At 43.4% G+C, this 20,372-nt stretch carries 19 protein-coding genes and 1 pseudogene; 15 read left to right on the top strand and 5 right to left on the bottom strand.

Features of this window, described 5'->3' with window-relative positions:
• Positions 1-35 precede the first annotated feature (35 nt).
• The 4 genes from msbA (at position 36) to kdsB (ending at position 3,910) form a co-directional block, all read left to right on the top strand.
• On the top strand, positions 36-1,784 hold the full coding sequence (msbA, locus tag ACGF49_RS20395; RefSeq protein ID WP_271859623.1) for a lipid A ABC transporter ATP-binding protein/permease MsbA: 1,749 nt from the start codon (positions 36-38) through the stop codon (positions 1,782-1,784).
• Complete coding sequence (lpxK, locus tag ACGF49_RS20400; protein WP_113043184.1) at positions 1,781-2,776, top strand: tetraacyldisaccharide 4'-kinase; 996 nt, start codon at positions 1,781-1,783, stop codon at positions 2,774-2,776. The genes msbA and lpxK overlap by 4 nt, the downstream gene beginning before the upstream one ends.
• 201 nt (positions 2,777-2,977) lie before the next feature.
• On the top strand, positions 2,978-3,157 hold the full coding sequence (locus tag ACGF49_RS20405; protein ID WP_011145924.1) for a Trm112 family protein: 180 nt from the start codon (positions 2,978-2,980) through the stop codon (positions 3,155-3,157).
• 3 nt (positions 3,158-3,160) lie between these two features.
• A complete protein-coding gene (gene kdsB / locus ACGF49_RS20410) occupies positions 3,161-3,910 on the top strand; it encodes a 3-deoxy-manno-octulosonate cytidylyltransferase (protein ID WP_262978311.1) in 750 nt (249 codons plus the stop codon).
• A gap of 110 nt (positions 3,911-4,020) precedes the next feature.
• Here the strand turns inward: kdsB and elyC are convergent, their stop codons facing one another.
• The gene (gene elyC, locus ACGF49_RS20415; protein ID WP_113043182.1) at positions 4,021-4,857 is read right to left on the bottom strand and encodes an envelope biogenesis factor ElyC; all 837 of its coding nucleotides are present in this window, start codon (positions 4,855-4,857) and stop codon (positions 4,021-4,023) included.
• Between the two features lie 153 nt (positions 4,858-5,010).
• Here elyC and cmoM point away from each other — a divergent pair, with 153 nt between their 5' ends.
• The 8 genes and pseudogenes from cmoM to ACGF49_RS20455 all read left to right on the top strand — a co-directional run bounded on the left by cmoM (position 5,011) and on the right by ACGF49_RS20455 (position 14,647).
• The gene (gene cmoM, locus ACGF49_RS20420) at positions 5,011-5,790 is read left to right on the top strand and encodes a tRNA uridine 5-oxyacetic acid(34) methyltransferase CmoM (RefSeq protein ID WP_112894781.1); all 780 of its coding nucleotides are present in this window, start codon (positions 5,011-5,013) and stop codon (positions 5,788-5,790) included.
• Between the two features lie 10 nt (positions 5,791-5,800).
• Complete coding sequence (gene mukF / locus ACGF49_RS20425; protein ID WP_113043181.1) at positions 5,801-7,123, top strand: chromosome partition protein MukF; 1,323 nt, start codon at positions 5,801-5,803, stop codon at positions 7,121-7,123.
• The gene (gene mukE, locus ACGF49_RS20430; RefSeq protein WP_262978310.1) at positions 7,104-7,826 is read left to right on the top strand and encodes a chromosome partition protein MukE; all 723 of its coding nucleotides are present in this window, start codon (positions 7,104-7,106) and stop codon (positions 7,824-7,826) included. The genes mukF and mukE overlap by 20 nt, the downstream gene beginning before the upstream one ends.
• A complete protein-coding gene (mukB, locus tag ACGF49_RS20435) occupies positions 7,823-12,271 on the top strand; it encodes a chromosome partition protein MukB (protein ID WP_262978309.1) in 4,449 nt (1,482 codons plus the stop codon). The genes mukE and mukB overlap by 4 nt, the downstream gene beginning before the upstream one ends.
• Before the next feature lie 323 nt (positions 12,272-12,594).
• The gene (locus ACGF49_RS20440; protein ID WP_113024943.1) at positions 12,595-12,882 is read left to right on the top strand and encodes a hypothetical protein; all 288 of its coding nucleotides are present in this window, start codon (positions 12,595-12,597) and stop codon (positions 12,880-12,882) included.
• Between the two features lie 174 nt (positions 12,883-13,056).
• A pseudogene (locus tag ACGF49_RS20445) lies at positions 13,057-13,179 on the top strand (transposase); the annotation flags it as partial.
• A 54-nt stretch (positions 13,180-13,233) separates the two neighbouring features.
• Positions 13,234-13,533 (top strand): hypothetical protein, encoded by a 300-nt coding sequence (locus ACGF49_RS20450; protein ID WP_113024944.1) that lies wholly within the window; start codon positions 13,234-13,236, stop codon positions 13,531-13,533.
• Between the two features lie 202 nt (positions 13,534-13,735).
• Positions 13,736-14,647, top strand: coding sequence for a ribosome-inactivating family protein (locus ACGF49_RS20455; protein ID WP_113024945.1), 912 nt, complete (start codon positions 13,736-13,738; stop codon positions 14,645-14,647).
• 355 nt (positions 14,648-15,002) lie between these two features.
• Here the strand turns inward: ACGF49_RS20455 and ACGF49_RS20460 are convergent, their stop codons facing one another.
• Entirely contained in the window at positions 15,003-15,623 is a 621-nt protein-coding gene (locus tag ACGF49_RS20460) for a DNA-binding protein (protein WP_113043178.1), read from the bottom strand.
• Positions 15,624-15,991: 368 nt separating this feature from the next.
• On the opposite strand from ACGF49_RS20460, the gene ACGF49_RS20465 reads away from it, so the two are divergent.
• The 3 genes from ACGF49_RS20465 (at position 15,992) to ACGF49_RS20475 (ending at position 17,528) form a co-directional block, all read left to right on the top strand.
• Positions 15,992-16,231 carry a type II toxin-antitoxin system prevent-host-death family antitoxin gene (locus ACGF49_RS20465; RefSeq protein ID WP_262978308.1) on the top strand — a complete coding sequence of 80 codons (240 nt, stop codon included), beginning with the start codon at positions 15,992-15,994 and terminating at the stop codon, positions 16,229-16,231.
• Between the two features lie 146 nt (positions 16,232-16,377).
• Positions 16,378-17,280 carry an Rpn family recombination-promoting nuclease/putative transposase gene (locus ACGF49_RS20470; RefSeq protein ID WP_271859619.1) on the top strand — a complete coding sequence of 301 codons (903 nt, stop codon included), beginning with the start codon at positions 16,378-16,380 and terminating at the stop codon, positions 17,278-17,280.
• A gap of 98 nt (positions 17,281-17,378) precedes the next feature.
• Positions 17,379-17,528, top strand: a complete 150-nt coding sequence (locus tag ACGF49_RS20475) for a hypothetical protein (protein WP_387492501.1) — start codon at positions 17,379-17,381, stop codon at positions 17,526-17,528.
• A gap of 121 nt (positions 17,529-17,649) precedes the next feature.
• Here the strand turns inward: ACGF49_RS20475 and ACGF49_RS20480 are convergent, their stop codons facing one another.
• The 3 genes from ACGF49_RS20480 to ACGF49_RS20490 form a co-directional block, all read right to left on the bottom strand.
• On the bottom strand, positions 17,650-18,699 hold the full coding sequence (locus ACGF49_RS20480) for a fucose-binding lectin II (protein WP_387492505.1): 1,050 nt from the start codon (positions 18,697-18,699) through the stop codon (positions 17,650-17,652).
• A 62-nt stretch (positions 18,700-18,761) separates the two neighbouring features.
• Entirely contained in the window at positions 18,762-19,559 is a 798-nt protein-coding gene (locus ACGF49_RS20485) for a tail fiber protein (RefSeq protein WP_113043174.1), read from the bottom strand.
• A 629-nt stretch (positions 19,560-20,188) separates the two neighbouring features.
• Positions 20,189-20,372 (bottom strand): hypothetical protein (locus tag ACGF49_RS20490; RefSeq protein ID WP_387492508.1); only part of this gene is annotated, 184 nt, incomplete at its 5' end.

A 20,372-nucleotide genomic window follows, 5' to 3' on the forward strand; every position in this document is an offset into this window, starting at 1 on the left:
AATAACCCGCTATTTCTTTTTGTGTTGGTAACTCAATAATGAATGATAAAGACCTTTCTACCTGGCAGACGTTTCGCCGACTATGGCCAATTGTCTCTCCGTTCAGAATTGGGCTGATAGTTGCTGCGGTTGCACTGATCCTTAATGCTGCCGGTGATACGTTAATGCTTTCATTGCTTAAGCCTTTACTTGATGAAGGTTTCGGCAAAGCAAGCAGTGATGTACTGAAATGGATGCCACTGATTGTGATTGCTTTAATGATTATGCGAGGGCTATCCGGGTTTGTATCAAGTTATTGTATATCTTGGGTCTCCGGTAAAGTGGTAATGCAGATGCGTCGCCGTCTGTTCAGCCATATGATGGGGATGCCGGTGTCATTTTTTGATCAGCAATCTACAGGGACGCTGCTTTCCCGTATCACTTATGATTCTGAACAAGTGGCCTCCTCCTCTTCCAGTGCACTGATTACTGTGGTCAGGGAAGGGGCATCCATAATCGGCCTGTTTATTTTGATGTTTTACTATAGCTGGCAATTATCTCTGATCCTGATTGTGATTGCGCCGATTGTGTCATTGGTGATTCGCGTGGTATCGAAGCGATTTCGCAGTATTAGTAAAAATATGCAGAATAGCATGGGGCAAGTCACAGCCAGTGCTGAGCAGATGTTGAAAGGGCATAAAGAAGTGCTCATTTTTGGCGGGCAGAACGTAGAAACTGAGCGCTTTAATAAAGTCAGTAACCATATGCGTCAGCAAGGCATGAAAATGGTTTCTGCTTCATCAATTTCTGATCCCATCATTCAGCTTATTGCCTCGTTTGCTTTGGCCTTTGTCCTGTATGCAGCAAGTTTCCCGGATATTATGGAAACACTGACAGCGGGTAAAATTACGGTCGTATTTTCATCAATGATTGCGTTGATGCGTCCATTGAAATCATTGACTAATGTTAATGCGCAATTCCAGCGAGGCATGGCCGCCTGTCAGACTCTGTTTTCGATTCTGGATATGGAACAGGAAAAAGATGACGGTAAGCTGGAGCTGAAAAAAGCGAACGGTGATATTGAATTCCGTAATGTGACTTTCTGCTATCCAACCAAGGAATTACCGGCGTTACAAAATATTTCCATTTATATCCCGGCGGGAAAAATTGTTGCTTTGGTAGGGCGTTCTGGTTCTGGTAAATCCACAATAGCGAATTTGCTGACCCGTTTTTATGATGTCAACGAAGGTAATATTTTGCTGGATGGGCATGACTTGCGGGAATATACGCTCTCTTCCTTGCGTGGACAGGTTGCTCTGGTATCGCAGAATGTGCATCTATTTAATGACACGGTAGCGAATAATATTGCTTATGCCAGTGAAAACCGATACAGCCGTGAAGAGATTGAGAAAGCCGCTGAGATGGCTTATGCAATGGACTTCATCAGGAAGTTAGATAACGGCTTGGATACGATGATCGGTGAGAATGGTGTACTGCTTTCTGGCGGCCAACGTCAGCGTATTGCTATCGCACGTGCCTTGTTGCGTGATTCTCCGGTTTTGATTCTTGATGAGGCAACCTCGGCGCTGGACACGGAATCTGAACGGGCAATTCAGGCTGCACTGGATGAATTGCAGAAAAACAGAACCTCGCTGGTTATTGCACATCGTCTATCAACCATTGAAAACGCGGATGAAATTCTGGTGATTGAAGATGGGCATATTGTTGAACGGGGTAACCATCTCTCTCTGTTGGAGCGAAATGGTGTTTACTCACAACTACATCGGATGCAATTTGGTCAATGATTGAGCGCATATGGTCAGGCCGCTCATGGCTTTATTTGCTGTTATTACCTTTTTCAGCCCTTTACGGGCTGATAAGTGGCTTACGGTGGTTGAGTTATAAAACAGGGTTGAGGCAAGCCTGGAAAGCGCCTGTGCCTGTGGTGGTGGTGGGTAATCTAACTACCGGCGGTAATGGTAAAACGCCGGTGGTTATTTGGCTGGTGGAGCAGTTGCAGAAAAAAGGTTATCGGGTTGGTGTTGTTTCCCGCGGCTATGGGGGTAAAGCGGAAAGTTATCCTCTGTTGGTGACTGAAAATATCACTACGGCTCAAGCCGGTGATGAACCGGTATTAATTCATCGTCGTACTGGCGCACCAGTGGCTGTTGCGCCAAAACGGGTTGCAGCAGTGAAAGCATTACTGGCAGACACGCCACTGGATATCATCGTGACTGATGATGGCTTACAGCACTATGCTTTGCAGCGGGATTTTGAAATTGCGGTTATTGATGGCGTGCGCCGTTTTGGGAATGGTTGGTGGCTTCCGGCAGGCCCAATGCGTGAACTATCTGGGCGGTTGAACAGGGTTAATGCTATTATCACCAACGGTGGTACTCCTCAGCCAGGTGAATTATCCATGACATTAGCTGGCGAGTTAGCTGTGAATATGGTGAGCGGTGAAAAACGAGCTGTGAATCTGATACCTTGTGCTGTTGCGATGGCTGGAATCGGCCATCCACCTCGGTTCTTTGCGACCTTGCAGCAGTTAGGTGCTGACCTACAAAAGGAGTACGCATTTGCCGACCATCAACTGTACGCAGAAGATCAATTGTGTCATCTGGCTGATATCAACCAGAATTTACTGATGACAGAAAAAGATGCGGTTAAGTGTTTTAGTTTTGCTCAGCCAAATTGGTGGTATTTACCAGTAGATGCTCGGTTACCTCAGGAAAAGGGAGAGATAATGCTGAACAAGATTTGTTCGTTATTGGAGATGAATAAAAATATTAAGTAAATATACCCTATGGATTTCAAGATGCATCGCGACGGCAAGGACGAATCCCTGGAAGCATAGAGAACTATGTGACCGGGGTCAGCGAGTGCAGCCAACAAAGAGGCAACTTGAAAGATAACAGGTATAACAAGAGTTAACGATGATACCAAGCTTATGTTATTCTGAGTTGCACTAAATTAAAGCTCCATAATTGGAGGATGTATGGATCACCGTTTACTCGAAATTATTGCCTGCCCTGTATGTAACGGAAAACTCAGTTACGATAAAGAGAATTTTGAACTCATTTGTAAGTTGGATCGACTTGCGTTTCCTGTACGTGATGGTATTCCCGTCCTGTTAGAGCACGAAGCCCGTGAATTACCTCTGGATGAGGAAAAATAAGAGATGTTCACCGTTATTATTCCTGCTCGCTTTGCTTCAACCCGTTTACCCGGTAAACCTTTAGCCGATATTCACGGCAAGCCGATGATTGTCCGTGTTATGGAGCGGGCGAAGCGTTCAGGTGCTGCACGCGTCATTGTGGCAACAGATAATCACGACGTTGTTGATGCTGTTGTGGCTGCCGGTGGAGAGGCGTGTCTGACCAAGGAAAATCACCATTCTGGTACTGAACGGTTAGCTGAGGTTATCAACAAATATCAATTTTCCGATGATGAAATTATCGTTAATGTTCAAGGGGATGAACCATTAATTCCCGAAGAGATCATTAAACAGGTTGCAGAGAATTTGGCGGGTTGTAAAGCGGGAATGGCAACGTTGGCTGTACAGATTCATGATGCGGAGGAAGCTTTTAACCCTAATGCTGTGAAAGTCGTTATGGATAAACAGGGTTATGCGCTCTATTTCTCCAGAGCAACCATTCCCTGGGAGCGTGACCGTTTTATTCAATCACGGGAAACGATTGGGGACAATTTCCTGCGTCATATTGGTATTTATGCCTATCGCGCGGGTTTTATCCGTCGCTATGTGCAATGGAAGCCGAGCCCGTTGGAGCAAATTGAAATGCTGGAACAACTGCGGGTACTTTGGTATGGCGAAAAAATTCATGTGGGGATTGCATTAAAAGCGCCGGGAGTGGGCGTTGATACGCCGGAAGATTTGGCAGCAATCAGAAAAGTGTTTACTGAAATCTGATTGGTTGTTTGAACTTATTTTTTGATTAACGAAAGCGCGTCATTCATTGTTGTTTATTTCTATATTGTTTATTTCTATCGCGCTTTCGTTTCTCTATCCATCTTCTTGCTTCAAGAAGTCGCTTGAGGATTATTTAACGGCTGAGAATGCTCTGACTTTTGTGGGTGTTCCAGATCCTTCGACGGTTTAATGCGTTGCCAGAGGATGCCTAAAGTTTCATACCATACTCGCTCTGAATGAGATAGAAAGTAAGCTGAGGGCAGATATTTTTCCCAAGGATGTAATGGTGAAGTGATCGCTAATTGGTTAGCTGGGCCGGGAATGGGGTTCAACCCATGTTGTTTAAAGAAAGTGATTGCTCGCTGCATATGATTGGCGGAAGTTACTAAAATAAAGGGTTGGTTACCAATCAGTTTCTTAACTTCATTGGCTTCTTGCTCAGTATCCATTGGCTTTGTTAGTGCAATCGTATCTTCTGCGGGCACGCCGAGCGATTGGGCTACGATAGCGGCAACTTCAGCGCTACTTTTAACATTCGCCCCTTTACCGCCGGTAAAGACCATTTTAGAGCCGGGGTTCAGGCGATATAGGCGAATACCTTCTGTCACTCGTGGCAAACTGTTGTTAAGTAAGTTTGAACTGGGTGCCCAATTTGGGTTATAAGTGAAGCCACCACCAAGAACGACGATATAATCAACCGGTGGATTGTGATTGGGATCAGATTGGTCGCTGTTAGCATAAACCGATTCCAGTGGTAACAGCAGCTTATCGGCAACAGGTTGCAAACTTAGCAGAAGTAGCGTGAGCCAACTGAATGTTAGAACCATTTTTCCTGTTTTTTGCCAACGGGTAAACCACAGCAGTAATAAAGCAGCAAGTGAAATTAGCAATATTAATGGCAGAGGCATCACCATTGCACCGAGGTACTTTTTAAATAAAAATTGCATCTATTTGCCTTAATTTGGTTGAATTATAGCCATGTGGTTCACAGTTTGTCGTCAAAAGTAGTTATATCAACGAATGCTGTGCCAAAATAGCAGTCAGCGTAATGAAATCTCAACAGATAAATCAGATCTATTCCATTAGTGAGGCAGTTTTTCATGCGGGATCGCAATTTCGATGATATTGCAGACAAATTCTCTCGTAATATTTACGGCACAACCAAAGGTAAAATCAGGCAAGCCGTTGTCTGGCAGGATATTAGCGAATTACTGGCTCAATTACCTCAACGTCCACTGCGTATTTTAGATGCGGGTGGTGGTGAGGGAAATATAGCATGCCAATTAGCTGAATTGGGTCATCAAGTGATATTGTGTGATTTATCAGAAGAGATGATCCAGCGGGCAAGGCTGGCCGCGGAAGAGAAAGGGGTCAGCCAAAATATGCAATTTATACAAAGTCCGGTACAAGAAATTAGCCAATATATAGAGCAACCGGTAGATTTGGTATTATTCCATGCAGTACTTGAGTGGATTACCGATCAGAAATATGTAATAGAAGTGCTAATGAATATCATTAATCCGGGTGGCGCTCTATCTTTAATGTTTTACAATGCCAATGGTTTGGTTATGCGTAATGCTATTTTAGGTAATTTTCATTTGGCGACACCCAATATACAACGTCGCAGAAAACGTTCATTATCGCCTCAGAATCCATTGGCACCAGAGCAGGTATATCAATGGCTTGATGAATTAAATATGACGATTACCGGCAAAACCGGTGTGCGTGTTTTTCACGATTATTTGCAAAATCGCCAATTACAGAGCGAAAACTTTCCGGCGTTGCTGGAATTAGAACAGCGTTATTGCCGACAGGAGCCTTATATCAGCCTGGGGCGCTACATTCATGTTATGGCACGCAAGCCAGCTTTAACAGTTTAAAGGACAAATTATGAGTGAATATTCCCAGACTGTCCCGGAACTGGTGTCTTGGGCCAGGAAAAACGACTTTTCCATCTCCTTGCCTGTAGAAAGGCTGGCTTTTCTGATGGCAATTGCGGTGTTGAACAGCGAGCGTCTGGATGGCGAGATGAGCGAAGGGGAGCTGGTTGATGCTTTTCGTGAAGTTTGCAAAGGATTTGAGCAGACCACAGAATCTGTCGCCGTACGGGCCAACAATGCTATCAATGACATGGTGCGTCAGAAACTTCTTAACCGTTTCACCAGTGAATTGGCCGATAACCATGCAATCTATCGCTTAACCCCGCTTGGAATAAGTATCAGTGACTACTACATTCGTCAGCGGGAATTTTCTACCTTACGTCTTTCGATGCAACTTTCGGTGGTGGCGAGTGAGTTACACCGGGCAGCAGAAGCGGCAGAAGAAAAGGGAGATGAATTTCATTGGCACCGTAATGTTTTTGCACCGCTGAAATATTCTGTGGCGGAAATCTTCGACAGCATCGACATGTCTCAGCGCGTAATGGACGAGCAGCAAAGCTCGGTTAAAGAAGATATTGCGGCGTTGCTGAATCAAGATTGGCAGGCAGCGATTGCCAACTGTGAGCAACTGTTATCCGAAACATCGGGTACGTTGCGGGAACTTCAGGACACACTAGAAGCGGCTGGAGACAAATTACAGGCTAATTTGCTGCGCATTCAGGAAGCCAATATGGACAGTGGTGGATCAGAACTGGTTGATAAACTGGTATTTGATCTGCAAAGCAAACTGGATCGTATTATCAGTTGGGGTCAGCAGGCGATTGATTTATGGATTGGCTACGATCGTCACGTTCACAAATTTATCCGTACCGCGATTGATATGGATAAAAACCGTATTTTCTCTCAGCGCTTACGTCAATCAGTTCAACACTATTTTGATAACCCGTGGACCCTCACCATTGCTAACGCCGAACGTTTGCTGGATATGCGGGACGAAGAATTGACGTTACGTAATGAAGAAGTCACGGGTGAACTGCCGTTAGCGCTGGAATATGAAGAATTCAGTGAAATAAACGAACGACTGGCAGAAATGATTGAAAAAGCGCTGTTGATATATCAGCAGGAACAGCGTCCACTGGATTTAGGTGCAGTGTTAAGGGATTACCTTGCTCAGCATCCGCTCTCTCGTCACTTTGATGTGGCGCGTATTTTGGTGGATCAGGCTGTGCGATTGGGTGTGGCAGAAGCGGATTTCTCTGGGCTGCCAGCGGAATGGTTAGCGATTAATGATTACGGAGCCAAGGTACAGGCACATGTCATCGACACATATTGAACAATTTATGCCAGTTAAACTGGCACAGGCGTTAGCCAATTCACTTTTCCCGGAACTGGATAGCCAGCTTCGTGCGGGTCGTCATATCGGGATGGATGATCTTGATAATCACGCTTATCTGATGGATTTTCAGGAGCAATTGGAGGAATTTTACGCCCGCTATAATGTGGAGTTGATCCGTGCGCCAGAAGGTTTCTTCTATCTGCGGCCCCGTTCAACCACATTGATCCCGCGTTCGGTATTATCAGAGCTGGATATGATGGTAGGAAAAATTCTTTGTTATCTCTATCTCAGCCCGGAACGTCTGGCTAATCAGGGGATTTTTACTGCTCAAGAGCTGTACGAAGAGCTGATCTCACTGGCCGATGAGGGCAAGTTGATGAAGTTTGTCAACCAACGCTCCTCCGGTTCCGATTTGGATAAACAGAAATTGCAGGAAAAAGTGCGCACGACACTGAACCGTCTGCGTCGTCTGGGGATGGTCTATATCCTGCCAAATGACAACAACAAATTTACCATTACTGAGGCGGTATTCCGTTTTGGTGCGGATGTGCGCAGTGGCGACGATCCTCGTGAAGTACAACTGAGGATGATCCGTGACGGTGAGGCAATGCCGATTGAAGGCGGTTTGTCGCTTGATGACAGTGAAAATGATGAAACACCGGATAACTCAGCAGAAGGTGCGGGAGATGAACAACTATGATTGAACGCGGTAAATTTCGTTCACTGACGCTGGTTAACTGGAATGGCTTTTTTGCCAGAACATTTGATCTTGATGAATTAGTGACCACCTTATCAGGCGGTAATGGGGCGGGTAAATCCACCACGATGGCGGCTTTTGTCACTGCGCTGATCCCTGATTTAACCTTGTTGCATTTCCGTAACACCACCGAAGCCGGTGCCACTTCCGGTTCTCGTGATAAAGGTTTGCACGGCAAATTGCGGGCGGGGGTCTGTTACTCAACCTTGGATGTGATTAACTCCCGCCATCAGCGGGTGGTGGTTGGGGTGAGATTGCAACAAGTGGCGGGGCGTGACCGTAAGGTCGATATCAAACCTTTTATGATTCAAGGGTTGCCAACCGCTATTCAACCTACGCAGTTATTGACTGAAAATGTGGGTGAAAGACAGGCGCGGGTATTGCCACTGAATGAACTGAAAGATCGCCTTGATGAGATGGAAGGTGTGCAGTTCAAACAATTTAACTCCATCACAGATTATCATGCGCTGATGTTTGATTTGGGAGTGATACCCAAACGCCTGCGTTCAGCAAGTGATCGTAGTAAATTTTATCGTCTGATCGAAGCTTCCCTGTATGGCGGTATTTCCAGCGCCATTACCCGTTCCCTGCGCGATTACCTGTTGCCGGAAAACAGTGGTGTTCGCAAGGCATTTCAGGATATGGAAGCGGCGCTGCGTGAAAACCGTATAACACTGGAGGCTATCCGGGTAACTCAATCTGATCGCGATCTGTTTAAGCATTTGATTACCGAAGCAACTTCTTACGTTTCCGCTGATTACATGCGCCATGCCAATGAGCGTCGCACCCATCTGGATCAGGCACTGGCATTGCGTGGAGAGCTATTTGGTAGCCATAGGCAACTGGCAACCGAACAGTATCGCCATGTCGAAATGGCGCGGGAACTGGCGGAGCAGAGTGGAGCTTCTGTTGATTTAGAAGCTGATCATCAGGCCGCCAGTGATCATCTGAATTTGGTGCAGACAGCCATGCGCCAGCAGGAAAAAATTGACCGTTATCAGGGAGATCTGGAAGAACTTTCTTACCGTCTGGAAGAGCAAACTGAGGTTGTTGAAGAAGCAGCGGAACTTCAATCTGAATATGAAGCCAGAGCGGAAGCGGCGGAACAGGAAGTCGATGAGCTGAAAAACCAGTTGGCAGATTACCAGCAAGCACTGGATGTTCAGCAAACTCGCGCTATTCAGTATCAACAGGCGTTACAAGCGCTGGAACGTGCTCGTGAGCTTTGTCGGTTACCGGATCTTGCCGCTGATAATGCAGAAACATGGCTGGAAACCTTTCAGGCTAAAGAGCAACAGGCGACAGAAGCCCTGTTGGCGCTGGAACAGAAATTAAGTGTTGCTGATGCGGCTCATAGCCAGTTTGAGCAGGCATATCAACTGGTGAAAAACATGGTTGGTGAAATCAGCCGCAGTGAAGCGTGGCAGAGAGCTCGTGAATTGCTGCGTGACTGGCCGTCACAGCAACATCTTGCGGATCGTGTGCCGCCATTGCGAATGCGATTGGCTGAACTGGAGCAGCGCCTGACCAACCAACAAAATGCAGAGTTTTTATTAAACGAATTTTGTAAACGCCAGGGGCAGCAATATCAGGTTGAAGATCTGGAAGGATTACAAAATGAACTTGAAGCTCGTCAGGAAGCACTAAGCCTAAGCGTTAATGAAAGCGGTGAACGCCGTATGGAGATGCGTCAGGCGCTTGAACAACTGAAACAGAAAATTCAGTCACTGACTGCCCGTGCCCCGGTCTGGCTGGCTGCGCAGGATACCCTGAGCCAACTGTGTGAACAGAATGGTGAAGCGCTGGCGAGCAGTAATGACGTGACGGAATATATGCAGCAGTTGCTTGAACGTGAACGTGAAGCCACGGTAGAGCGAGATGAAGTTGCGGCGCAAAAACGTGAGTTGGAAAAGCAGATCGAGCGCCTCAGTCAACCGAGCGGAGCGGAAGATAGCCGGATGATTGCGCTGGCGGAACGTTTCGGTGGAGTTTTGCTGTCAGAAATTTATGACGACATCACCATTGATGATGCACCGTACTTCTCTGCCTTGTATGGGCCAGCTCGACATGGCATTGTGGTGCCCGATCTTTCTCTGGTTCGTCCACACCTTGAAGCGCTGGAAGATTGCCCGGAAGATCTCTATCTAATTGAAGGAGATCCGCAATCCTTTGATGACAGCGTATTTAGTGCCGAAGAGCAGGAAAATGCGGTATTGGTCAAATCTTCTGACCGCCAATGGCGTTATTCCCGTTATCCTGAATTGCCATTGTTTGGCCGTGCTGCCAGAGAAAACCGTCTAGAAGCCTTGAATCTGGAACGAGATACCTTGGCAGAGCGTTATGCTACGCTCTCTTTTGATGTGCAGAAAATCCAACGTGCGCATCAAGCATTCAGTCAGTTTGTGGGTAAACACCTGTCTGTGGCATTTGATGCCGATCCGGAAGCCGAAATCCGCGAACTGCGGCAGCGTCACACAGAACTCGAACGTGAACTATCCCGGTTTGAAGAGCAGACCCAACAACAGCGTCAGCAATATACTCAGGCTAAAGAGAGCCTGACGACATTAAATCGCCTGATCCCTCAAGTGACGCTATTGCTGGATGAAACCTTAATCGATCGCGTAGAAGAGATACGCGAAGAGCTGGAAGAAGCGCAGGAAGCGGCTCGTTTCCTGCAACAACATGGTTCGTCATTAGCGAAGTTGGAACCGATGGTTGCTGTTCTGCAAAGCGATCCACAGCAGCATGAACAGTTGCAACGGGACTATGAAACGGCCAAACAGAGCCAGCATCAGGCTAAACAACGGGCTTTTGCGCTGGTGGAAGTGGTACAGCGTCGCGCGCATTTTAGCTACAGTGATTCTGCCGGTATGCTCAGTGAAAATGCGGATCTGAATGACAAACTGCGTCAGCGTCTGGAACACGCGGAATCGGATCGCAGCCGCGCCCGCGAACAACTGCGTCAACAGCAAGCGCAGTATTCCCAATTTAACCAAGTGCTGGCATCCCTGAAAAGTTCCTATGAAACCAAACAGGATATGCTGAAAGAGCTGGAACAGGAGATGAAAGAGATTGGTGTTCAAGCGGATGCGAATGCTGAAATGCGTGCCCGCGAGCGCCGTGATCGGCTCCATGAGGCGCTCAGCACTAACCGTTCCAGAGTCAATCAGCTTGAGAAGCAGATCGCCTTTTGCGAAGCGGAAATGGATAGCTTGCAGAAGAAACTGCGTAAACTGGAACGCGATTACCATCAAATCCGTGAACAGGTGGTTTCTGCCAAAGCGGGCTGGTGCGCGGTGATGCGGATGGTGAAAGATAATGGTGTTGAGCGTCGTCTGCATCGCCGTGAACTGGCTTATATGGACGGTGGCGCGTTACGTTCCATGTCGGATAAGGCGTTGGGTGCATTGCGTCTGGCGGTGGCTGATAACGAACATCTGCGTGATGCCTTGCGTTTGTCCGAAGATCCCAAACGCCCTGAACGTAAAGTTCAGTTCTTTATTGCCGTTTATCAGCACCTGCGCGAACGCATTCGTCAAGATATTATCCGCACTGACGATCCGGTTGATGCCATTGAACAGATGGAAATTGAGCTGGCTCGTTTGACAGAAGAGCTGACCGCTCGCGAGCAGAAATTAGCCATCAGTTCGAAGAGTGTGGCGAATATTATCCGCAAAACCATTCAACGTGAGCAGAACCGCATCCGCATGCTAAACCAAGGATTACAAGCGGTCTCCTTCGGACAAGTCCGTGGTGTGCGGTTGAATGTAAACGTGCGTGAAAGCCACGCGATATTGCTGGATGTGCTTTCTGAACAGCAAGAACAGCATCAGGATCTATTTAACAGCCAGCGATTTACCTTCTCGGAAGCAATGGCAAAACTTTATCAGCGTCTGAATCCGCAAGTAGATATGGGGCAGCGCTTGCCGCAAACCATAGGTGAAGAGTTGTTGGATTATCGCAACTATCTGGAACTGGATGTTGAAGTTAACCGTGGATCTGATGGCTGGTTAAAAGCAGAGAGTGGGGCGTTGTCTACTGGTGAAGCGATCGGTACCGGCATGTCCATTTTGGTGATGGTGGTGCAGAGTTGGGAAGAAGAATCCCGCCGTTTGCGAGGTAAAGATATTTCCCCTTGTCGGTTGCTATTCCTCGATGAAGCGGCGCGTCTGGATGCCAAATCCATTGCCACTCTGTTTGAACTATGCGAACGACTGCAAATGCAGTTAATTATCGCTGCCCCGGAAAATATCAGTCCTGAAAAAGGAACCACCTATAAACTGGTGCGTAAAGTGTTTAAAAACCACGAACATGTGCATGTGGTAGGGTTGCGAGGATTTGGACAGGATGTGCCGGCAACCCAATTGATTTCAGATGCTACCGCTTAATTAAATGGATGCTTTACGGTAATTGTAAGTAGGGAAAATAAAGAGAGTGCGCCACGGATGGCGCAATGGATATTTAGCTTGAGGTTGTACCATTATTTTTTGCTTATTAGATTCGGTATTAGTTGACCACTACACTCGGATTTATTTTTGATTAAAAATATTCGCGATCTTGCCCTGAGTGTACAATGGGAGAAAAACCGAGGAAAAATGTAGTTAAATATACATATTGAATTTTAATATTCAATATATCATAAACAGGTGTTATATAATTTTCTTTCGAAACTCTTTTTTTAAAATTAAATGTAGCAGAGATGAGGTGTTGTATGAAGACTCTTTCGAAACTTTCTTTTTTTAGTCTAATTTGTTTTTCCTTGTTGGCAAATAAATCTTGGGCAAACAACTGTAGTGACTGCAAATCTATTAACGGGGAGTTTGTTAAAGTGAAAGAGGTGGGAATTGTAGTAGGCCAGTATAACTACATCCTAACTAAGGATGGTAAAAAAGTGGAAATTCATGATAATGCTGTTCAGAAAGCACAGATTGCTTTTGTTCTGGATTTGCCATTTTATATAGACGATAGAATAACAAATTACTCCATTAAAAAGGATTGAAATAGAACGGATGGATGATTTCTATCCAAATTTTATAGCTGCCATAATATACCCAATGGATTTCAAGATGGATCGCGACGGCAAGGGAGCGAATCCCCGGGAGCATAGATAACTATGTGATCGGGGTGAGTGAGTGCAGCCAACAAAGAGGCAACTTGAAAGATGACGGGTATAATACCAATATACAGCGTGGCAAAGGTTGTCGCACTGATAAAAAGTTTGACAACAAGAGAAATATTCAAACGTTGTCCTCAGATGAAAAGGACACTCTGGGGCGGAGAATTTTGGACTGATGGGTAAATCGATATCCTTTCACTAACCTTATAGTAGTTTTATTTTAATGGAATATTCATGAATAAAAAAATCAGTGCTATTTTCATTGCCTTGTCTTTATTTTCGGCACCATCATTCTCGGGGCAGTACACGATATCTGGCTATGTTCAGTGGCTTAAAGCTAATTCAGATAAACACTGCTGGGGATATTTAAATTCAATTGGATATGGACAGGGTTTCTATTTAGATGACTGCAATCAGGAGATGATGCATTTGTTAAGGACAGCTCAAATTATTGGTACAAAAGTAGACATAACCATCGAAGGTGATGGTAGTGAGTACAAACCTTTATATGCTGTTACACTTTACCGTGAATAAGTTATACCAGAATAAAGGGCATTGTTGTAAACAGCGGCTCAGGGGAATCCTTTCCGCAGAAGTTTTTCAATTTAATGTAAATGGGATGGGTAGTACTGTTTCAATGTTTTAAGATACCCCGCTGCTTGCGGCGGGGCTCTTCATTTAATTGACACTTTAAGACTAATTGAAATGTTAAGTTCTAATCATAGAAGAGAGCGGAATGAAAAATTTTTACAGGTACTTGATTTTATTTTTCTTTTTATTTAGTAACGTAGTATATTCTAAGAGCGTCAATTTTGATTATTCAGATGCTCAAAACTATATTAAATCCATTAAGAATCTTAGATCTATAGTAGGGAGCCACCTACCTAATGTTCCCGGATTACTTGTCCTTAATCCCACTGAACCATATACATCGGTTCACCTCATAAGTAATAATGGGGATGTTATTGATCTTATATTATCAAATACTAATTTGTATATGGTGGGATTTGTCTCTGCTGGGATATTCTACAGATTCAATGATACTGAATTTTCCAACATAACAGTTCCGGAGACAAACCTTTTAAATTTAAATATTTCTTCAAGTTATATTGATTTATTTAGACGGGCTAACCGTACAAGAGAAGAAACAATTGTGAGCAATGAAACCATCAATAGCGCCATTACGACTTTATGGCGGCAAAATGGTTCAGGAACAGTAGAGCCTCTAGCAGCAAGAGCTTTTATGACATTGATTACCGCTGTGGCTGAATCAGCTAGATTTAGCCGAATATCTTCGTTTATAACTAGCAATTATGATAATAATGTGCAGATAGGAGGAGGTTTGGTCAGATTAACCAACCGGTGGTCAAGCCTAAGCAGTTATGCATATGAAATGTCGAATAATGCAGGTTCAAATGCGGGCTATTTTGACGATATAGTTAATTCTATAAATAGAAATAGATTATATGGAGTACTCGCATTGGCATTATATTGTGATTTTTCTACTTCCTCTAAGCTAAAACCAAGGCTATTGACATTTTCTGAGACTACCCCATTGACCGCAGATACCTGTTCATCTGAACGAGATATTACTCTCATAAATAATATTTATTGGCCAAACAATGTGTTACAAGCGGTGTTTGATTGAATTGACGGCACTTTTGCAAATAGAAATACGCGTTATTCACTAGGCGTACTTCGTCTAGGTGTAATGGCATACTAATTTTAGTCACCTGAATGGGGTTGTAAGCCGGAAATTTCGTCTTACAACCCTTATGTGCAATTATGTGTGACTAGCATTGTAATCAAGTTTTAATGCAATAAACCCCAAAAAATCAATCAATTTAAAACCACTTTAATCGTCGTATAATTGTGATGCCAATCACGGCATAGCGGTGTCAGTGGGCAAGCACACGACACCATTTCAAAAAAACATTAAGGAGAAGCCTATGGCAAAACTTATTTATGGGGGTACCTCACAATGCAAACAAAGGAGACTTCTCTTAACTGGCGATCTGTTTGCCCATCTGTTTCGCTGCACGAAGCATTTTTGAAACATCATCAATGCTGCTATCTTCTTTCATGATCTCAATAGGGGTTTTCCCTTTACCGTTCTTGTCGCTCAAGGGGGTAGTCAAAAACGATATTCTGGAAATAGGCCCGATATCATTGCTCATTGCTTTCATGACGTTTTCAAAGTGAGGTAACAGCCCTCCCTCTTTGAATTGAAAGAGCGGGAAGACATGATCGCTGTTCTTCTTGAAAGCGAGCAGCTTATTTCCCTTCACTCGCAAATTAACGGCCTGACGCGTGATACCGAGAATATCAGCAACATCTACTGCTTTAATTACGCCACCCATGCGCTCAATTTCCTTATAAAAATTGGACAGGTTCTCAGCGCGACGCTTTAGTTTGCGGAGTTCGCGATCGGGAGTCCTCGCACTCTTTTCAAGTACGGTTGAGTACAGCAGCCCAAAAAGTTCGCTATCCGGAAGAACAAGAGCATTGCTGGCCTTCGCCTTTTCAGCAAACTCAGGCATCAATGAGCCGAATATTATGTCAAAGCGTTTTTGCAGTAACACTTGTAGCTCATTCAAATTACGTTGTTTGGTTGCGGTGTTCATAAAATCTCCTGTTTCTTGACCATTATTTTATTCTTTCAACTAGAATTGGTCAATTAACATAGTGCAAATCAAAGGTGATTTGCAATCAGATAAAGCTATCAACTTTTACATATGGGCGGATAGGGATCGTGCGAATAAAGAGATTGGGCCACGGATAGCACATATATACCCGTTATCCTTCAAGTTGCCTCTTTGTTGGCTGCACTCTCTCACCCCGGTCACATAGTTATCTATGCTCCCGGGGATTCGCTCCCTTGCCGCCGCGATGCATCTTGAAATCCATAGGGTATAGATGTTTAGCTTGATATTATACTATTTTGTCATGCAATCTTTGTATGATATTTATACTACGGTGAAAAAGGCATATTATGCGGAAGACAACATATAGCGTTGCAAAGGGAAATCTTGCTTCGATAATGGATCAAGTTGTTCAGGATTGTGCACCAATATTGATCACCAGACAAAACGGTGGCGATTGCGTTATTATTTCAAATGCAGAATATGCAAGCCTTGAAGAAACTGCTTATTTACTACGTTCATCCGCTAATGCAAAACATTTACTTAAATCATTGGAGCAGGTAAATAGCGGAAATTTGCAGGAAAGGTAACTAACCTGAACTTCGCTTAAGAAGGAAATTAAAGTATCTGAGATACGATCAAAGTTTTTGTCAAAGAAAATTCAAGACATCTCAGTCCTCTTGGTTTCTTGCTTAATATTCCTTCAATATAAAAGAAAGTATGCTACCATTCACCAATGAAGAGAAAAAATACACCAACGCCACATGATGCTGTTTTTAAACAGTTTTTAAGTTATATTGATACTGCCAGAGACTTTTTGGAGATACATTTGCCTGCGACATTACGGGCAGTTTGTGATCTGGATACACTGCGGTTGGAATCAGGGTCGTTTATTGAAGACAATCTGCGGGCGCATTATTCCGACATTTTGTATTCATTGAAAACGGCTCAGGGTGACGGTTATGTGTATTGTGTGATCGAGCACCAAAGTTCCCCGGACAAAATGATGGCATTTCGATTAATGCGCTACGGTATTTCAGCCATGCAACGGCATCTGGAGCAGGGACATGAAAAATTGCCGCTGGTCATTCCGGTGTTGTTCTATCACGGTAAAATACAGCCGTATCCTTGGAGTACCAATTGGCTAAACTGTTTCGATGATCCGGCCCTGGCGGAGGAAATCTATTCCAATAAATTCCCGCTGGTAGATGTAACGGTAATCCCGGATGATGAAATCTTGACGCACAAACGGGTCGCGCTACTGGAAATGGTGCAAAAGCATATCCGACAGCGAGATATGGCAGAGCTGCTGCAAGAGTTGGTTATACTGCTGACGTATGATTACTATACGGATGAACAGCTAAAAAGCGTGCTAAACTACTTATTACAGGTGGGAGATACCGCCGATCCAGAGGGTTTTATTCGGCGACTGGCAGAACAGTCCCCGAGGTATGAGGAGGTACTGATGACAATAGCACAAAGATTGGAACATAAAGCACGTCAGGAAGGACGTCAGGAAGGACGTCAAGAAGCAACGTTAAAAATTGCTCATGCATTGCTGAACAGCGGAGTCGATCGTGAAACAGTGATGAAAACCACCGGTCTGAGCCAGAACGAACTGGAGCAAATACGCCACTAACTCGTCTTGAGAGTTCTCAATCAGCATTCAACGATCCGTGTGAGAAGAGGATCTTACGGCGACTGGCAGAACAGTCCCCGAGGTATGAGGAGGTACTGATGACAATAGCACAAAGATTGGAACATAAAGCACGTCAGGAAGGGCGTCAAGAAGCAACGTTAAAAATTGCTCATGCATTGCTGAACAGCGGAATCGATCGTGAAACAGTGATGAAAACTACCGGTCTGAGCCAGAGTGAGCTTGAATAAATGTCCGACAAAATTACTGTATTTCTTCCAAATACTACTATTTATTTTACGGTAGTCATATGAGTAGGAAAAAATGCGCCACGGAGGGCGCAATAATTATTCGAAACCGAGTATTTTTAGTTTATGTCAGAGGCCAATTCAAGAACACCACACTATCATTGTAATGACTATTGGTACCATTTTCAGCGCTGATAATAGCTGTTCCCGGTTTTCCATCAAATATATTATCGAAATAACGTAGCTTACATGGTTTGCCATCCCCTTCAATCTCAATACAGATTTTGCCTGTACCTGATGTGTAGTCTTTAGTTACCATGAGATTATTTTGTCCTTTACTGGTACTGGTTAATGTATCTACCAGAAAATCGTCAATATATACTTTTACAGTTTGCGGAATATTTGTATTAGTGTAGGCTATCAAGCCGAATCGAATACTGTGAGGTAACTGGAAACAATATTTACCCGTATCATTAGTACCACATGTTCCATTACAGACTTTACTATTGCCTCCACTATTGTCTCGGTGACTGCCTAATAAATCGGTATCGACCGATACTGCCGCTTGAATATTTTTGAAGGTTAACCCTCTCCAACCCTGATTATCGCTGGAGATGATGATTGGCCCGGCATCAAGTGCATTCAAATTTGGGTCGAACCGAATAAAAGAATCACCTTTGAAAAAATAAATAAAATTTCCATCGATATCTGGCCATGAAATAATGGCATCCAGATTGCTACTAAATGCTGCATATTTCCCAGTCATTCCCCATCGGTCTGAAATAGTATTCATCTCAATTGTGTGTGAATCAATGGTGTAATCTATACAATGCCTGCCTTTAAAGAAACAAACGGTGTTGGTAGTCAATTCTATGGCAGCATCTATTCCATTTTCCAGTTCTGTTCCTTTTAATCCAGGCCAGCCATCTATAATGAAGTTTGGTCCATCAAAGACTTGTGCTTTCACGATATCGAATTTAAGATACAGTGAACCTTTAAAAAAATATAAAAAGCCATTTAAATTAATAACATCGTCAATATATCTTTGGAACCCGGCAGGCAGGTTGGGCCAATCTTTACCGATGGGTTGGGGGTAACCCATGTATGTATTTAAACACTGATTATTGAACTTAATGTTTTCTTCATTCAGGAAGAAATAACTAGATATATTCATTGTTATATATCCTTTGTAATTAGAAAATAAGAGGTAATTTAAATCTTTCTGGTGCAACGGAATTAAAGTTTCATAATAAAAGCTAATAGATAATAAGGCGGAATGATATCAATGCTATGATTATGTGAAGGGGACGATGCTGTTGCCGGATGGTTATGTCCTTGTCCACCTCCTGTGTTTGATGTATATGCATAGTGATCTTTTCCTAATGAAGGTTTCAGCCATATTGAGCTAGTATAGCTATTATTTATTTGATATTCGGTTTTGTTATCAGGGGCGTAGCCATATTTCATTCCATAACTAGTATAATAAGTCATACCCCCAATATGTTTATGACTAGGTATTTGTAACTCTGTTAATACTGTATTTCCCACAGTAACATTGACCGAAACCGCAGTTGATGCTGTATTCTTGGAAAAGCTTTTTTCGGTGCCACTACCATTAGCTTTACTACTGCTTTGCCCTGTCTCAGAAATAGTTTCACCACACATGACAAAACGGCTTCTTAAATCTGGGGTTCCATTATTGCCATCACAAAAAGCCCAGCCTGTAGGAGCATTCTCACCGGAGAACATCATAATCATGCCTCTTGGCAGTACATTATTGGGATCAATACTGATGCCGCTACTGTCTACCTTAATACCATCACCCGCTTTAATTTTTACACTTAATCCATCTTTATCTGCTGTTAAGCCGCCGTCAGGGTTAATTTTTATTGTTTGTGTATAGTCATCACCCGGTTTTAGCGCTGAATGTGGATTATCAGTCTGACCAAGCGTTTTACCAATTTCATGGCGATCCAGAGTATTGGTATTCTCTATATTGGATTCTAAAGTGGACCGGTTATATTCTTTTTCCATTTTTATCACCTTGTATATGATATTGAGTTGTTTTATTCATCAATGAAATTGATGATTTTTTCCTTTATTTACTATTTGCATTTAAAATATAAAAAGCGTTTATTTCTTTACCTTCATTAGTTTTTATTGAAAAGTATAGCTACCGCAATAACATGATTTATAGATGTTATTGTTTATATTTAAAAATTTAACCAATGGTTATTTAAATAATTTCCAATGAAACAAAACAATTATGGGCGGGGGATTTTTATATACAACATTAATTAATAACAGAGATTGTTAATGGATGTTTATTTTTTCTGATTATTCAATTTCAAGTATGGCAAGTCGGTGGTAATGAATAGGGTTGTTTTTATTGATTGGGATAAGTGGATTACAGTAAGCTCAGTATGAAAAATAGAGCTTAAAGTAATCCAATAATCGTTTATGGCTTAATAACTTGATCTTTAATATTAAATTTGAATAATGCATCCTCATTTAAAGTTCTTGGTAGTAGCATTTTAACAATAGGCAAAAATTTACCTGTTGTTAAAATCAAATTACCTAAAGGTATAAATGTAAAACAGGCAACAGATGCTGTATTTACATTTGACCCTAAAGATCAAGTTGTGAGTCAGTAGTATAATATTTTAGTTATATACCCTATGGATTTCAGATGGATCGTGACGGAAAGGGCGTGAATCCCCGGAAGCATAGCAAACTATGGGAACCTCTAAAAACTTTTCACAGCCACAAAATTGAGTAAAATGTAGGCACAGTACATCTCTGCAAGGTAGCGCTGTCATGATACCGCCTCGTTCTGCTTTAAAAAAA

The organism is Photorhabdus sp. RM96S, assembly GCF_042879335.1.
In the GTDB taxonomy this organism is placed as follows: domain Bacteria; phylum Pseudomonadota; class Gammaproteobacteria; order Enterobacterales; family Enterobacteriaceae; genus Photorhabdus; species Photorhabdus kayaii.

Excerpts from the sequence above, each read along its gene's own strand:
- ACGF49_RS20460 (WP_113043178.1), bottom strand. The coding sequence starts at position 15,623 with ATGAACACCGCAACCAAACAACGTAATTTGAATGAGCTACAAGTGTTA.
- ACGF49_RS20405 (WP_011145924.1), top strand. The coding sequence starts at position 2,978 with ATGGATCACCGTTTACTCGAAATTATTGCCTGCCCTGTATGTAACGGA.
- ACGF49_RS20465 (WP_262978308.1), top strand. The coding sequence starts at position 15,992 with ATGCGGAAGACAACATATAGCGTTGCAAAGGGAAATCTTGCTTCGATA.
- mukB (WP_262978309.1), top strand. The coding sequence starts at position 7,823 with ATGATTGAACGCGGTAAATTTCGTTCACTGACGCTGGTTAACTGGAAT.
- mukE (WP_262978310.1), top strand. The coding sequence starts at position 7,104 with ATGTCATCGACACATATTGAACAATTTATGCCAGTTAAACTGGCACAG.
- ACGF49_RS20440 (WP_113024943.1), top strand. The coding sequence starts at position 12,595 with ATGAAGACTCTTTCGAAACTTTCTTTTTTTAGTCTAATTTGTTTTTCC.
- ACGF49_RS20480 (WP_387492505.1), bottom strand. The coding sequence starts at position 18,699 with ATGAATATATCTAGTTATTTCTTCCTGAATGAAGAAAACATTAAGTTC.
- ACGF49_RS20475 (WP_387492501.1), top strand. The coding sequence starts at position 17,379 with ATGACAATAGCACAAAGATTGGAACATAAAGCACGTCAGGAAGGGCGT.
- lpxK (WP_113043184.1), top strand. The coding sequence starts at position 1,781 with ATGATTGAGCGCATATGGTCAGGCCGCTCATGGCTTTATTTGCTGTTA.
- ACGF49_RS20455 (WP_113024945.1), top strand. The coding sequence starts at position 13,736 with ATGAAAAATTTTTACAGGTACTTGATTTTATTTTTCTTTTTATTTAGT.
- elyC (WP_113043182.1), bottom strand. The coding sequence starts at position 4,857 with ATGCAATTTTTATTTAAAAAGTACCTCGGTGCAATGGTGATGCCTCTG.
- ACGF49_RS20485 (WP_113043174.1), bottom strand. The coding sequence starts at position 19,559 with ATGGAAAAAGAATATAACCGGTCCACTTTAGAATCCAATATAGAGAAT.
- kdsB (WP_262978311.1), top strand. The coding sequence starts at position 3,161 with ATGTTCACCGTTATTATTCCTGCTCGCTTTGCTTCAACCCGTTTACCC.
- ACGF49_RS20450 (WP_113024944.1), top strand. The coding sequence starts at position 13,234 with ATGAATAAAAAAATCAGTGCTATTTTCATTGCCTTGTCTTTATTTTCG.
- mukF (WP_113043181.1), top strand. The coding sequence starts at position 5,801 with ATGAGTGAATATTCCCAGACTGTCCCGGAACTGGTGTCTTGGGCCAGG.
- cmoM (WP_112894781.1), top strand. The coding sequence starts at position 5,011 with ATGCGGGATCGCAATTTCGATGATATTGCAGACAAATTCTCTCGTAAT.
- ACGF49_RS20470 (WP_271859619.1), top strand. The coding sequence starts at position 16,378 with ATGAAGAGAAAAAATACACCAACGCCACATGATGCTGTTTTTAAACAG.